Origin of the sequence: Pantoea sp. JGM49 (assembly GCF_018257655.1) — a bacterium.
Lineage (GTDB): Bacteria > Pseudomonadota > Gammaproteobacteria > Enterobacterales > Enterobacteriaceae > Pantoea > Pantoea communis.
This window is the reverse complement of record NZ_JAERJM010000005.1, coordinates 236,996-250,681: the sequence shown is the minus strand read 5'-3', so window position 1 is coordinate 250,681 and position 13,686 is coordinate 236,996. Positions and strand designations below refer to the sequence as shown.

Here is a 13,686-nt window from a genome sequence, read left to right as displayed (position 1 = left end):
CACCGCGACGTTGGGTGCGATCTCGCGCAAATTAATTTTTCTGCGCCGTTTCTACCGGCGGCTCAGACGGTGGCGGCAGGAAGATGTGATCGAGAATATTGCGCATCAACGGTGCTGCCGTCACCCCTTCACTTCCCCCGTTTTCCAGAATCAACGCCACTGCGACTTTCGGATCATTAAACGGTGCGAACGCGGTATAGAAGATGTGGTCACGCAGGCGCGTCGGGATCATTTTCGCGTTGTAGACCTGGTTCTGCTTCAGACTGAACACCTGAGACGTCCCCGACTTCGCCGCAATGCCGTAAGGCGCGGTGTGGAAATACTTATAACCGGTGCCGTTCGGTGCATTGGCCATACCGAACATCGCGTGACGCACCAGCGACCAATACGGTGATTTTGGATCGCCAATTTGCGGTTGCGGCAATTTAGGTTGATAAAGCTGTTGTTCCTTACCACGCTGCGATTTTTCCAGCAGGTGCGGATTAATCACCCGGCCATTATTGAGCAGTGCCACCAGCGCTTTCACCATCTGAATCGGCGTCGCAATCCAGTAACCCTGCCCAATTCCCACCGACACCGTATCGCCCTGATACCATGCGTGTTTATGCACTTTCTGCTTCCACTCACGACTAGGCAGCAATCCTGAATACTCTTCATTAAGATCGATGCCGGTGGGTTTGCCGTAGCCAAACTGGCTCAGCATGGTGTGAATACGATCGATGCCCATCATAAACGCCACCTGATAGAAGAAGCTGTCCGCCGACTCCTCAATCGCCTTGGTGACATCCAGCGTGCCATGCCCCGACTTTTTCCAGTCACGATATTTACGATCGGTGCCTGGCAGGGTCCAGGTCGGCGCGCCATAAATAGTAAAGCTTGGGGTGATCACCTTGGTCAGCAGCGCGGACATCGCCATATAGGGTTTAACTGTCGAGGCCGGTGGATACAGGCCTTGCGTGACACGGTTGATCAGCGGCAGATTTTTGTCCTGCAGCAACGTTTTGTAGGCTTTGTAGCTGATACCTTTTACAAACGGATTCGGGTCATAGCTCGGCGCAGATACCATCGCCAGCACGCTGCCATCGCGCGGATCTTCAATCAGCGCCGCCGCACGCTGGCCGGCGAGCTGGCTCTCAACGTACTGCTGCAGATGTAAATCCAGCGTCAGATAGACGTTCTGGCCGGCAACCGGCGGCACTTCTTTCAGCACGCGCACGATGCGACCATGGTTATCCACTTCCACTTCCTGATAACCGGTTTTGCCGTGCAAAATTGACTCGTAATAGCCTTCAATGCCCTGCTTACCGATGTTGTGGTCAGCAGCATAGTTTTCGCCGACGCCTTCGGCATTCAGGCGTTTGAAATCGTTATCGTTGATCTTGGAAACATAGCCCACCACATGGGCTAAATCGGCGCCATAGGGATACTCGCGGTCCTCATAGGTGTCGATGGCCACGCCGGTGAAACGGAACTGATTGACGGAGAAGCGCGCCACCTGCTCATCGGTGAGTTCTGCTTTTAGCTCGACCGGCTTATAGCGGCTGTTCTGTTTGAGTTCGTGCTCGAAGGTTTCAATTTCTTCCGGCGTCAGGTCGACAATGGGCGTCAGCTGCTTCAGCGTTTCCTGCATATTGTCGATTTTGTAAGGCGTCACGAGGATGTCGTACCAGGTGACGTTACGCACCAGCGGAATACCGTTGCGATCGTAGATCAACCCTCGCGTCGGCGCGATGGGGATCATTTTGATGTCGTTTTCGTTGGACCGCGTCTGGTAATAGCTGTGCTGATCCACCTGCAGACGATACAGGTTAACGCCAAGGATAATGAAACAGATGACGACCAGAGCAAAAGCGACAAGCGCACGGCGGACAAACAGTTTTTCTTCAGCTTCGAAATTACGGAAATTCATCAGGGGGGCTTAGTCTCTTTGTTATCACGCTAATGATAAGCAGAGATGGCTTTAGAGCCAGCACGAAGATGCACAAGCCTGGGTAAAAGTGTGTCAGATGTTTACGAGGAGAGGTTCAGGTCGCCCTGAGTGGTATCGATGATGCCGAGCGGTGAGTAACGAGGTGGTGATAAATGGCAGGGTTCATTTCGCGCGAAGAAGAACAAGGTCGCCACCCATGACGACCCTGTGCGCTGTTGGGTTTCGTCAGGTGCGCGTTGAAGCGCACCGAACAAAACAGACGGGATTAATCCCCCAGCAGCACCGACTCCAGCGCGATCTTGATCATATCGTTGAAGGTGGTCTGGCGCTCAGCCGCCGTGGTCTGCTCGTGCGTGCGGATGTGATCCGACACGGTGCAGATGGTCAGCGCTTTAGCACCGAACTCCGCCGCCACACCGTAAATACCGGCCGCTTCCATTTCCACGCCCAGAATGCCGTATTTCTCCATCACATCGAACATCTGCGGATCTGGCGTGTAGAACAGGTCAGCAGAGAAGATGTTACCGACGCGTGCATCAACGCCCAGCGCTTTGGCCGCATCAACCGCGTTACGCACCATGTCGAAGTCAGCAATCGCCGCAAAATCGTGATCCTTGAAACGCATACGGTTCACTTTGGAATCGGTGCAAGCACCCAGACCAATCACCACGTCACGCAGTTTCACATCGGCACGCACCGCGCCGCAGGAACCGACACGGATGATTTTCTTCACGCCGAAATCGGTGATCAGCTCTTTGGTGTAGATCGAGCAGGATGGTATACCCATACCGTGGCCCATGACCGAAATCTTACGGCCTTTGTACGTCCCGGTGTAACCCAGCATGCCGCGCACGTTGTTCACTTCAACCGCATCTTCCAGGAAGGTTTCTGCGATGTGCTTAGCGCGCAGCGGATCGCCCGGCATCAGCACCACGTCCGCGAAGTCACCCATTTCTGCATTAATATGAGGCGTTGCCATGGTTATTTTCCTTTTTAAAATTGGTGGGCTGTTTTACAGCAGGCTTTTGCCGTAGTCCATGCTGGACAGGCCAAAATACTTCGCAATGGTCTGGCCGATATCCGCAAAGGTATCGCGATAACCCAGCGATCCTGGCTTCACTTTTGGACCGTAAATCAAAATCGGGATGTGCTCGCGCGTGTGCTCGGTGCCCTTCCAGCTTGGGTCACAACCGTGGTCGGCGGTAAGGATCAGAATATCACCCTCTTTCACCAGCGCCATCAGCTCCGGCAAACGACGGTCGAAGAACTCTAAACCCCCCGCATATCCGGCGATATCGCGACGATGGCCCCAGGTGGAGTCAAAATCAACGAAGTTGGTGAAGACAATGGAATTGTCCGGCGCCTTTTTCATCTGCTCGATGGTGGCGTTAAACAGTGCATCCAGCCCGGTGGCTTTCACTTTCTGAGTGATGCCCTGCTCGGCGTAGATATCCGCAATTTTACCCACGGAGATCACTTCGCCGCCCTTCTCGTCCACCAGCTTTTTCAGCATGGTTGGCGCAGGAGGTTCCACGGCGAGATCGTGACGGTTGCCGGTACGCTCAAAGTTGCCCGCTTTGTCGCCGACAAACGGACGCGCGATCACACGGCCGATGTTGTAGCCACCGTTGGTCAGCTCTTCACGCGCGATTTCGCACAGTTCGTACAGACGATCCAGACCAAAGGTCTCTTCGTGACAGGCAATCTGGAATACCGAGTCCGCCGAGGTGTAGAAAATCGGCTTGCCGGACTTCATGTGCTCTTCGCCCAGTTGGTCGAGGATCACCGTACCGGACGAATGGCAGTTACCAAGATAACCCGGCAAATCGGCGCGTTTTACCAGCACGTCGAGCAGCTCCTGCGGGAAGCTGTTCTCTTTATCGCTGAAGTAGCCCCAGTCAAACAGTACCGGCACGCCGGCGATTTCCCAGTGGCCTGACGGCGTATCTTTACCGGATGACAGTTCGCTGGCGTAAGCGTAGGCACCAATGATTTCAGCATTGGCGTCGAGGCCTGGCGGGAAGCGGCCGGTAGAGAGTTCAGCGGCTTTACCCAGACCGAGCGCGGTCAGGTTGGGCAGATGCAGCGGGCCTTCGCGACCTTCATTGGCGCGGCCTTCGAAGCACGCTTCGGCGATATGGCCGAGCGTATCCGATCCTTCATCACCGAATTTATCGGCGTCTTTGCTGGAGCCGATCCCGAAGGAGTCGAGAACCATAATAAAAGCACGTTTCATGCAAGTCTCCTGCGCAATGGCGCGATGACAAGTCAAAAAAAAGCGATCAGATCAGTATACCCGAATGGCCGCTGCCTGGCACAAAGAAGCGTTACTCGCTGACGCGGCGATAGACCACCGGCGTTTCCGCAGGCGCGCTATCACTCAACGTGATAGCTGCTTTGACCGCTTCCGCAGCCTGCTGCCACTGCGCTTCCGACGCGGCATGAATCACCGCCAGCGGGCACTGTGCATCAACCTGCGTGCCGAGCGTGGTCATGTCACTTAAGCCCACGCTGTAATCAATGCTGTCGCTGGCACGCTGACGCCCCCCACCCAACGACACCACTGCCATGCCAAGCGCACGGGTATCCATGGCGCTGACAATCCCGGCGCGATCGGCATACACCGCTTTGCTCAGGGTCGGGGCAGGCAGATAGCTGTCCATCCGCTCGATGAAATCCACCGGACCATTCTGCGCCGCCACCATGCGCGCGAACACTTCCGCCGCTTTACCGTTATCCAGCACGTTCTGCAATTTCTGTCGTGCTTCTGCGTCGTTGTCGGCCAGCTTGCCGGAGATCAGCATTTCCGAGCACAGCGCCATCGTCACTTCCAGCAAGCGCGGGTTGCGCGCCTCGCCGGTGAGGAACTGCACTGCTTCGCGGACTTCCAGCGCATTACCGGCGGTGGATGCCAGCACCTGATTCATGTCAGTGAGCAGCGCAGTGGTTTTGCAGCCCGCGCCGTTCGCCACGCCAACAATCGCCTGCGCCAGGTTTTCGGAAGCCTCGAAGGTCGGCATAAAAGCACCGGAACCGACTTTCACATCCATCACCAGCGCATCCAATCCTTCCGCCAGTTTTTTGGCAAGGATCGATGCGGTGATCAGCGGGATCGAATCAACGGTAGCGGTGATATCACGCGTGGCGTAGAAACGTTTATCGGCGGGGGCCAGTGAGTTGGTCTGGCCGATAATCGCGATACCGACATCCTTGATGATCTGGCGGAAACGATCGTCGCTCGGGAAGATATCGAAACCGGGGATCGCTTCCAGCTTATCCAGCGTGCCGCCGGTGTGGCCGAGGCCGCGCCCGGAGATCATCGGGACATAACCGCCACACGCTGCCACCATCGGGCCGAGCATCAGCGAAGTCACATCGCCCACGCCGCCGGTGGAGTGCTTATCAACAATCGGGCCGTTGAGGTTCAACGACTTCCAGTTGAGCACCGAGCCGGAATCGCGCATCGCCATGGTCAGCGCCACGCGCTCTTCAAGATTCATATCGTGGAAGTAGATGGTCATTGCCAGCGCGGCAATCTGACCTTCTGATACGCTGTTGTCGCGCACGCCATTGATAAAGAAACGGATCTCCGCTTCGCTCAGTGGCTGGCCGTCGCGTTTTTTTCGAATAATTTCTTGTGGCAGGAACAAGGTTGCCTCCCCGGGAGATTGCTGTGAAATGCACCAAACATTATTTGGGTCGCCATTGATGGCGACCCTGAGGCTGGGATCAGTAGCCCGCTTTGCTGGTCGCTGTCGCGTGGCCCAGCGTATTCAGCAGGCTCGCCAGCAGGCTTGAAGCACCAAAGCGGAAGTGGCGCGCATCCGCCCAGCCTTCGCCCAGAATGTCATCCGCCAGCTTCAGATAGATCGCGGCATCTTCCGCCGTGCGCACGCCGCCCGCAGGCTTGAAGCCCACCTGCTGCTGCACGCCTTTATCGTGAATCACCTGCATCATGATCGCCGCCACTTCTGGCGTGGCGTTAACCGGCACTTTACCGGTTGAGGTTTTGATGAAATCCGCACCGGCATCGATAGCGATTTCAGAAGCGGCGCGAATCAGCGCTTCTTCTTTCAGTTCACCGGTTTCGATGATCACTTTCAGCAGCACGTTGGCAGCGGCGCAGGCTTCTTTACAGGCTTTCACCAGCGTAAAACCGATGTCGCGATTACCGGCAATCAGCGCGCGATACGGGAAGACCACATCCACTTCGTCTGCACCGTATGCAATCGCCGCACGGGTTTCTGCCAGCGCGATCTCAACGTCATCGTTGCCGTGCGGGAAGTTGGTGACCGTGGCGATGCGAATATCAGGCGTGCCCTGCTCGCGCAGTGCTTTACGTGCCGCAGGGATGAAACGTGGATAGATGCAAATGGCCGCAGTGTTACCGGCTGGCGACTTCGCCTGATGACACAGCGCGATCACCTTCCCATCGGTGTCATCGTCGTTCAGGGTGGTCAAATCCATCAGTTGCAGGGCGCGTTGTGCGGCCGCTTTAAGATCGGTCATGATGCTCTCCAAAAGGTGACCGGCAGACGACGCCCACCGGATAATGTGATAATTCTAACAAACCACACCTGAATGAATTGCGCTTCATGTCACATGAAAAAAGAAAATTCGTCATATGAATACAATTATTTAGTGATTAAAGTCACAAATAACCGCCAGCACACCCGTTTTCAGGCGCAATACAGGTTGTGAATATTATCACAAAAAAGAGCAGAAAAGGGTAATGCCGATTTTATTACTGTAGCCAATACCCGCCAAAACCGCGGGAAATCCAGATTGTGTCGGGAGGAGGTCAGGCAGGCAGGGCAAACACGCGCAGGCTGTTCTGCCACAGCGTATCAGCAATGATATCGGGCGATTCACTGCGCAACTGACACAGCACATCAAACACGTTGCGCGCGCGCTCAGGACGGTTGGGCTGCCCCTGATAACCCTGCAACGGCATATCAGGCGCATCGGTTTCCAGTAACAGTGAGGTGAGCGGCAGATTAGCAATAGTGTTGCGGGTTTTACTGGCGCGTTCATAGGTGATGGTGCCGCCCACGCCGATCGCATAGCCAAGCTGGATAAAACGTTCCGCCTGCTGCTGGCTGCCAGCAAAACCGTGTACCACGCCACGGCGCGGTAAATCATGGCGACGCAAATGCAGCGCCAGCTGATCGTGGGTGCGACGCGAATGCAGGATCACCGGCAAATCATACTGTTTCGCCAGTTTGAGCTGTGCATCCAGTAATCGCGTCTGCTTATCAAATTGCGCGTCCTGCATATAGAGATCGAGGCCGATCTCGCCGATCGCCACGCGTTTACTATCAGGCGTTTTCAACCACTGTTCCAGCTGATCCAGATGCGCATCCTGATGCTCGGCAATATTGATCGGATGCAGCCCTAATGCGGCATACAGCGCCACGTGCTGTTGCGCCAACTGGCTGACCAGTGCAAAGCGGCTGGCATCGACGCTCGGCACAATAATGCGTTCCACACCCGACTGCGCCGCACGGGCGATGCTGCCTGCGGCGTCATCGACAAAAGGCGGGAAATCGAAATGGCAGTGGGTGTCGATAAATCTCATGCCAGCGATCCTGCATCAAAGTCTGCATCGTTATCCGCCAGCGGCGGCGTGTGCACAGCACGATTGTCTGGCGCATTCGCCACGGCGGCCGGTGGTGTCACGGTAGTCTGGCGCAGGAACGGTTCGGCATCGCTCAGCCATTGACCTAGCGTCGCGAGGAAATAGCGGCCGCTGCGGCGTCCTAAATGGTAATCCTGATTCAGTGAAGCCAAACGGCTGCCGAGCGCCATACTCGCCAGCGGTTTCGGCGGGTAAATTTCAATGATGCGCAGATCGTCTGGCGGCTGATCGATGAACTGCTGAATCTCACGATAGCTCTCTTCATGATGATGCATGATGTTAATCATCGGCTGCAGCGCGCTATCACCCAGCCAGCGCTCCATGCGTTTGAACCACTTTGGCGTATAGGACATTTGTGACGGCACGGTGCGGATCACCACAATGGTATCGGCACCGCGTCGTGCGGCTTCACGCACCGGAATCGCATCGCTGATACCGCCATCAAGATAGTTCACGCCGTCCATCAGCACACCGCTGCGATAGAACCCCGGAATGGCGCTGGAGGCTTTGATCACGTCATGCCAGTTCAGGCTGGTAGGATTGAAATATTCGGCACGATAATCGTCACCGCGACAGGCGCACATATAGAACTCGCTGCCTTTGGCAAACAGCCCTTCGGCGGTGCTCAGCGACAAGGGAAATTCTTGTTTGGTGATGTCGATCAGCCAGTCGAGATCGATAAGATGGCCACCGCGCACAAAGCGCAACGGATCAAAAAACAGTTTGCTGGTGGTGTAACGCGTGATGACACGACGAGCATAGCCCGGCTGGGCACAGACGAACGCCGACAGGTTTTGTGCCCCTGCGGAGGTGCCCAGCATCAATTGAAAGGGATTAAAACCGGCACGTTGAAACTCATCCAGCACGCCTGCGGTGAAGATGCCGCGTTGACCGCCGCCTTCGCAGACCAGTGCAATTTTTTTGGATTTAAATGGGGTGAGCGCCAGTGGCTCAAAGGTGTCCAGTGACACCGGGATGCGTATTCCCAATGGATGTCCCTCAGTTTTCCTGCTCTGAGGGAGCCGCTGACGGCAGCATCCCGGAGAACCAGTCATTGTCATTCCCTGACCTATTGCATCGTGCAATCGGTGCGGCTAACTATTATGCCGCAAATGACTGGTCTCCGCTTTAGTGACTCGCGGGTTAGCGTTGTGTTAACGCAATCGGTCAGGGTCGTTTACGCCCGGTAAACAGGCTTACGAGGAACAGAATAATACCGACAATGAAGACAATTTTAGCTGCCCATGCTGCCGTACCCGCCAGACCGCCGAAACCTAACGCTGCAGCAATCAGAGCGATGACGAGAAAGATAATACCCCAACGAAACATAAGCCTCTCCTTACCGTAGTGAAAATCGAACTGCTTATTCATACAACATTGTTTTTATTACAAACGGCACCGAAACAGTGCCGCTTCGCTCGCGTTAAGATTTCACCTTCAGGTCATTCTTCACGCTTTTGACGCCTTCAATGGCTTTGGCGATTTTCTCAGCACGATCGGACTGTGCCTGGTTCGCCACTTCTCCTGATAACTGCACCACGCCATCGGTGGTTTCCACCTTCACGTTGCGCGATGGCACAATGTCATCTGCTAAAAGCTTAGCTTTGATTTCACTGGTGGTTGCGGTATCCCCCGCATAACCTTTCAGTGTGGTCTCTTTGCTGTCTTTAACGTGCAGTTTGTCACTGACGGATTTCACACCCTCAACTTTTTGCACCAGCGCCACGGCTTTTTCCGCCTGATCCTGCGAAGCGACAAAGCCGCTCAGCGTGACCACGCCCTGATGCGTTTTTACTGAGATATCCGTACTTTTAATCGCTTCATCATCCACCAGCGCCGCTTTGGCTTTAGCAGTGATGCCGCTGTCATCCATAAAACCATCGACTTTTTTCATAGAACTATCGATTTTAGAACCCGTGCTGCTGGTGTCCGCAGCGTAGGCTGCGCCGCCCAACAGAGCAGTGGTAGCCAGAGCGGCAATCAGGGTTTTAGCAATCTTAGTCTTATTCATCGATATCATCCTTCTATCAGTTAACTCACTCGCAACTGCGAATGCGCCAGCAACAAACGGCGTTGCTGCATTAATAGACGTAATGAAACCAGAGGTCTCTTTTCTCGTCCGACAGGATAATCATAGTAGGGATTACAGGTTTTGCTGGCTTTTGTGGTTGATATCTCGCCAAAAAGCGATAAACGCAGCGCAATTAGGAGGAGTCTGTAGGATAAAAACAGGGCCAGTAAAATCACTGGCCCTGTTGTGAGGCGGGATTAATGCTCGCGCGTTTTGCGGAACTTCACGTCAGGATAGCGTTCCTGCGTGATGTTGAGGTTTACCATAGTTGGGGCGATGTAAGTGAGGTTATCACCGCCATCCAGCGCCAGGTTCACTTCGTTTTTGCGTTGGAAATCGTCGAATTTCTTCGCATCGCTGCACTCCACCCAACGGGCGGTTGAGACGTTGATGGCTTCATATATCGCTTCGACGTTGTATTCGCTTTTCAGACGCGCCACGACCACTTCGAACTGCAGCACACCAACCGCACCCACAATCAGATCGTTGTTGTGGACCGGACGGAACACCTGCACCGCGCCCTCTTCCGACAGCTGAACCAGACCTTTCAGCAGCTGTTTCTGCTTCAGCGGATCGCGCAGACGGATACGACGGAACAGTTCCGGCGCGAAGTTCGGAATACCGGTGAACTTCATGTTTTCACCCTGGGTAAAGGTGTCGCCGATCTGAATGGTGCCGTGGTTGTGCAAGCCGATGATATCGCCAGGGAAAGCTTCTTCTACGTGCGAACGGTCGCCGGCCATGAAGGTCAACGCATCCGAAATCACCACGTCTTTGCCAGTACGCACCTGGCGCAGCTTCATGCCTTTCTCGTACTTGCCAGAAACCACACGCATGAAGGCAACACGGTCACGGTGTTTCGGATCCATATTCGCCTGGATCTTAAACACGAAGCCGCTGAATTTCTCCTCGCTGGATTCCACCAGACGCGCATCGGTTTTACGTGGCATCGGCGTCGGTGCCCAGGCCACTAAGCCATCGAGCATATGATCGACGCCGAAGTTACCCAGTGCGGTGCCGAAGAACACCGGGGTAATTTCACCGCTCAGGAACAGCTCCTGATCGAACTCGTGGGACGCGCCCTGTACCAGTTCCAGCTCATCACGCAGTTGCTGTGCCAGGTCTTCACCCACCGCCGCGTCGAGATCCGGGTTCGCCAGACCTTTGACAATGCGCACATCCTGAATGGTATGGCCCTTACCGGTTTGATACAGGTAAGTTTCATCTTTGTAGAGGTGATACACGCCCTTGAACAGCTTACCGCAGCCAATCGGCCAGGTGATTGGCGCGCAGGCAATCTTCAGCTCGCTCTCAACTTCATCCAGCAGTTCCATCGGATCGCGGATGTCACGGTCAAGTTTGTTCATAAAGGTGATGATCGGCGTATCGCGCAGACGGGTCACTTCCATCAGCTTACGGGTACGATCTTCAACACCTTTCGCGGCATCGATCACCATCAAACAGCAGTCAACCGCCGTCAGCGTACGGTAGGTATCTTCAGAGAAGTCTTCGTGCCCTGGGGTATCCAGCAGGTTAACCAGACTGTCGCGATACGGGAATTGCATCACCGAGGTGGTGATGGAGATACCACGTTGTTTCTCCATCTCCATCCAGTCAGATTTAGCATGCTGGCTGGAGCCGCGGCCTTTGACGGTACCGGCGGTTTGGATCGCCTGCCCGAACAGCAGCACTTTTTCGGTAATGGTGGTTTTACCGGCATCCGGGTGCGAGATGATCGCAAACGTACGGCGGCGCGCCACTTCATCTAAAAAGGAAGCAATAGACATGTGTGAATTCTTCTTCAAGGGCAACGCGCGGGCGGCGCGCTGCGAATAAATCGTTCCGGGCAAAGCCGGGGGATAACGGAACCAATGGTGACGCAGTGGCGTCAGTTCACAGCAAGATGTGCGCGATCTACATTGGCGGCAGTCCGGTTATCCAGTCAGCATTAAGGCGGCATAGCATACAATATTTCAGCAGGCGGGGAAATCGCGGGATGGAACCTGTGTACACCCTCGCCCTGCCGCTTTCCTGCAAGCGAGAGGAAGAGACTGCTCGAGCGAGGCTTTCATTCAGGGTTACAGCCTCGCCCATTTGCGGGAGAGGCTGGGGTGTGGGAAACGACACACGACTAACCCAATACGCGCACCACTGCCGCCTTAAAGATCTTCACCCCGATCTCCAGCGAACTCAGTTCAAAACGCATATCAGGATGATGCAGGCCCGGCACCAGATTGGTACCCAGCCCCCAGAAACCGGCTTTCACCTGCGGTCTTTTCACCGGGTAGTAGAAGAAGTCTTCACTGCCTGGCGTGGATTTGGTGTCGAGCAGCCCTTCTTCCCCCAGTACATCGACGATCGCTGCCCGGATCACTGCCGTGGCTTCCTCGTGGATTTCTGCGGCGGGCATCTCTTTCAGTACCACCACTTCAGCGCTCGCACCCAATGCAGCCACGCTGTGCTGAATCGCCTGCGTCACTTTCTGTTTCAGCACCTCCATCGGTGTGTTCTCCTGCGAACGCAGATCCCACACCACGCGCGCCTCATCCGGCACCGAGTTGGTGACGCCGGCATCACACAGGAAACGAGTAGCTTTCACGCTCCAGGTTAGCCCCGGTGCCAGGTGGATGCTGTTTACCGCCTGCACCGCTTGTACCGCAGCATCTAAAGCATTCACGCCCAAATGTGGGCGCGCGGCATGAGCAGGCACACCTTTAATTGTCGCTTCCAGCGTACTGCACGCCGAATAAAGCACGGCTGGCGTGGCTTGTCCGACATGGCACTCTTCCAGTGGACGCACATGGAAACCGAGGATCATCTCAACATCCTCCAGCGCACCGCCCTCAATCATCGATAACGCACCCGCACCGAGTTCTTCCGCAGGCTGGAACAGCAGCTTAAGCTTGCCGCGCTTGATCGCACCCTCTTTCAGCAACTCCTGTGCCGCCGTCAGCACCACCGAAGAGTGCCCATCGTGGCCGCAGGTATGGCGTGCACAGGCGACGCCGTTAATGATGTGGCCGAGTGCATCCATATCTGCACGTAGCGCCAGTACCGGACCCGGCACGCCGCTGTCAATTTCCGCCACGATGCCGGTGGTGTGATTAATGCCGCGCGTCACGCTGATGCCAGCCTGCTCAAGTTGGTCGGCGATATAGGCGGAAGTTTTGAATTCTTCGAATCCCAGTTCCGGGATTTCATGCAGGTAATGGTAATGATCTAATACGTTCGACACCGCTAAGCTCCTGACAAGTAAAGGCTCATCACAGCATCCGCCGATGTACGGCTATAATCAATCCAGGGTGAATGAAAATGAGTCAAACCTGAGAACTCTTCGCATTCAATAAATGAAATAATTCCATTTACAATCAATAAGATAATTTCAACTTTCTGCTGAAAAAGCCTTCACAAAAAAGTATAGATTGATGCATAATTCACCGTACTTCACCTGACAAATTAAAAAGGACTCAGCCATGTTAACTGCTGAAATGACCTCTCGCCTGAACGATCAACTGAACCTCGAATTCTTCTCTGCCAACCTGTATCTGCAGATGAGCGCATGGTGCAGCGACAAAGGTTTTGAAGGTGCTGCCGCTTTCCTGAAGATGCATTCTCGCGAAGAGATGGAACACATGCAGCGCCTGTTCGATTACGTTAGCGATGCCGGTTCTCTGCCGGTGCTGGGCAGCATTGCCGCCCCTGCCGTTAGCTGGAACTCACTGAATGACGTGCTGGAAGAAGCGCTGAAGCATGAGCAGCTGATCACGCAGCGCATCAACGACCTGGTACACACCGCGTTGATGTCTCAGGACTACTCCACCTTCAACTTCCTGCAGTGGTATGTGGCTGAGCAGCACGAAGAAGAGAAGCTGTTCAAAACCGTACTGGATAAACTGGCGCTGGTGGGCAACAAAGGCGAAGGCCTGTTCCTGGTGGACAAAGACCTGGGGCGCATGAACGTCGAAGGCCACGGCCAGTCATAATAAAGACGACACACAGCTGAAAACACCACGCCCGGCAATGCCGGGCGTTTTTTTATGCTGAAAT

Annotated in this window: 12 protein-coding genes; 1 reads left to right on the top strand and 11 read right to left on the bottom strand. The window is 54.9% G+C overall.

Translation table 11 applies throughout. The features are described from left to right. Nucleotides 1-31: 31 nt before the first annotated feature. The 11 genes from mrdA to JK231_RS11400 form a co-directional block, all read right to left on the bottom strand. The gene (gene mrdA, locus JK231_RS11450) at nucleotides 32-1,909 is read right to left on the bottom strand and encodes a penicillin-binding protein 2 (RefSeq protein WP_211728574.1); all 1,878 of its coding nucleotides are present in this window, start codon (nucleotides 1,907-1,909) and stop codon (nucleotides 32-34) included. Nucleotides 1,910-2,195: 286 nt separating this feature from the next. Beyond that, nucleotides 2,196-2,909, bottom strand: coding sequence for a purine-nucleoside phosphorylase (gene deoD, locus JK231_RS11445; RefSeq protein WP_034828492.1), 714 nt, complete (start codon nucleotides 2,907-2,909; stop codon nucleotides 2,196-2,198). A 33-nt stretch (nucleotides 2,910-2,942) separates the two neighbouring features. Beyond that, the gene (deoB, locus tag JK231_RS11440) at nucleotides 2,943-4,166 is read right to left on the bottom strand and encodes a phosphopentomutase (RefSeq protein ID WP_034828490.1); all 1,224 of its coding nucleotides are present in this window, start codon (nucleotides 4,164-4,166) and stop codon (nucleotides 2,943-2,945) included. Between the two features lie 91 nt (nucleotides 4,167-4,257). Beyond that, nucleotides 4,258-5,580 carry a thymidine phosphorylase gene (deoA, locus tag JK231_RS11435; RefSeq protein ID WP_211728573.1) on the bottom strand — a complete coding sequence of 441 codons (1,323 nt, stop codon included), beginning with the start codon at nucleotides 5,578-5,580 and terminating at the stop codon, nucleotides 4,258-4,260. A 79-nt stretch (nucleotides 5,581-5,659) separates the two neighbouring features. Beyond that, the gene (gene deoC / locus JK231_RS11430; RefSeq protein WP_211728572.1) at nucleotides 5,660-6,439 is read right to left on the bottom strand and encodes a deoxyribose-phosphate aldolase; all 780 of its coding nucleotides are present in this window, start codon (nucleotides 6,437-6,439) and stop codon (nucleotides 5,660-5,662) included. Between the two features lie 292 nt (nucleotides 6,440-6,731). Further along, nucleotides 6,732-7,508: a TatD family hydrolase gene (locus tag JK231_RS11425; RefSeq protein WP_160833663.1), complete on the bottom strand. Its 777-nt coding sequence runs from the start codon at nucleotides 7,506-7,508 to the stop codon at nucleotides 6,732-6,734. Then, nucleotides 7,505-8,557 carry a patatin family protein gene (locus JK231_RS11420; RefSeq protein ID WP_211728571.1) on the bottom strand — a complete coding sequence of 351 codons (1,053 nt, stop codon included), beginning with the start codon at nucleotides 8,555-8,557 and terminating at the stop codon, nucleotides 7,505-7,507. Before JK231_RS11420 ends, JK231_RS11425 begins: the two co-directional genes overlap by 4 nt. A gap of 178 nt (nucleotides 8,558-8,735) precedes the next feature. Then, entirely contained in the window at nucleotides 8,736-8,897 is a 162-nt protein-coding gene (locus JK231_RS11415; protein WP_007893192.1) for a DUF1328 domain-containing protein, read from the bottom strand. Nucleotides 8,898-8,991: 94 nt separating this feature from the next. After that, nucleotides 8,992-9,579 carry a molecular chaperone OsmY gene (osmY, locus tag JK231_RS11410; protein WP_058959206.1) on the bottom strand — a complete coding sequence of 196 codons (588 nt, stop codon included), beginning with the start codon at nucleotides 9,577-9,579 and terminating at the stop codon, nucleotides 8,992-8,994. A gap of 257 nt (nucleotides 9,580-9,836) precedes the next feature. Next, nucleotides 9,837-11,426: a peptide chain release factor 3 gene (gene prfC, locus JK231_RS11405; protein ID WP_058959205.1), complete on the bottom strand. Its 1,590-nt coding sequence runs from the start codon at nucleotides 11,424-11,426 to the stop codon at nucleotides 9,837-9,839. A 344-nt stretch (nucleotides 11,427-11,770) separates the two neighbouring features. Next, the gene (locus tag JK231_RS11400) at nucleotides 11,771-12,874 is read right to left on the bottom strand and encodes a M20 peptidase aminoacylase family protein (protein WP_058959204.1); all 1,104 of its coding nucleotides are present in this window, start codon (nucleotides 12,872-12,874) and stop codon (nucleotides 11,771-11,773) included. Nucleotides 12,875-13,112: 238 nt separating this feature from the next. On the opposite strand from JK231_RS11400, the gene ftnA reads away from it, so the two are divergent. Next, nucleotides 13,113-13,622, top strand: a complete 510-nt coding sequence (gene ftnA, locus JK231_RS11395) for a non-heme ferritin (RefSeq protein ID WP_097118111.1) — start codon at nucleotides 13,113-13,115, stop codon at nucleotides 13,620-13,622. Nucleotides 13,623-13,686 lie beyond the last annotated feature (64 nt).

Excerpts from the sequence above, each read along its gene's own strand:
- deoC (WP_211728572.1), bottom strand. The coding sequence starts at position 6,439 with ATGACCGATCTTAAAGCGGCCGCACAACGCGCCCTGCAACTGATGGAT.
- prfC (WP_058959205.1), bottom strand. The coding sequence starts at position 11,426 with ATGTCTATTGCTTCCTTTTTAGATGAAGTGGCGCGCCGCCGTACGTTT.
- ftnA (WP_097118111.1), top strand. The coding sequence starts at position 13,113 with ATGTTAACTGCTGAAATGACCTCTCGCCTGAACGATCAACTGAACCTC.
- deoD (WP_034828492.1), bottom strand. The coding sequence starts at position 2,909 with ATGGCAACGCCTCATATTAATGCAGAAATGGGTGACTTCGCGGACGTG.
- JK231_RS11425 (WP_160833663.1), bottom strand. The coding sequence starts at position 7,508 with ATGAGATTTATCGACACCCACTGCCATTTCGATTTCCCGCCTTTTGTC.
- osmY (WP_058959206.1), bottom strand. The coding sequence starts at position 9,579 with ATGAATAAGACTAAGATTGCTAAAACCCTGATTGCCGCTCTGGCTACC.
- mrdA (WP_211728574.1), bottom strand. The coding sequence starts at position 1,909 with ATGAATTTCCGTAATTTCGAAGCTGAAGAAAAACTGTTTGTCCGCCGT.
- JK231_RS11415 (WP_007893192.1), bottom strand. The coding sequence starts at position 8,897 with ATGTTTCGTTGGGGTATTATCTTTCTCGTCATCGCTCTGATTGCTGCA.
- deoB (WP_034828490.1), bottom strand. The coding sequence starts at position 4,166 with ATGAAACGTGCTTTTATTATGGTTCTCGACTCCTTCGGGATCGGCTCC.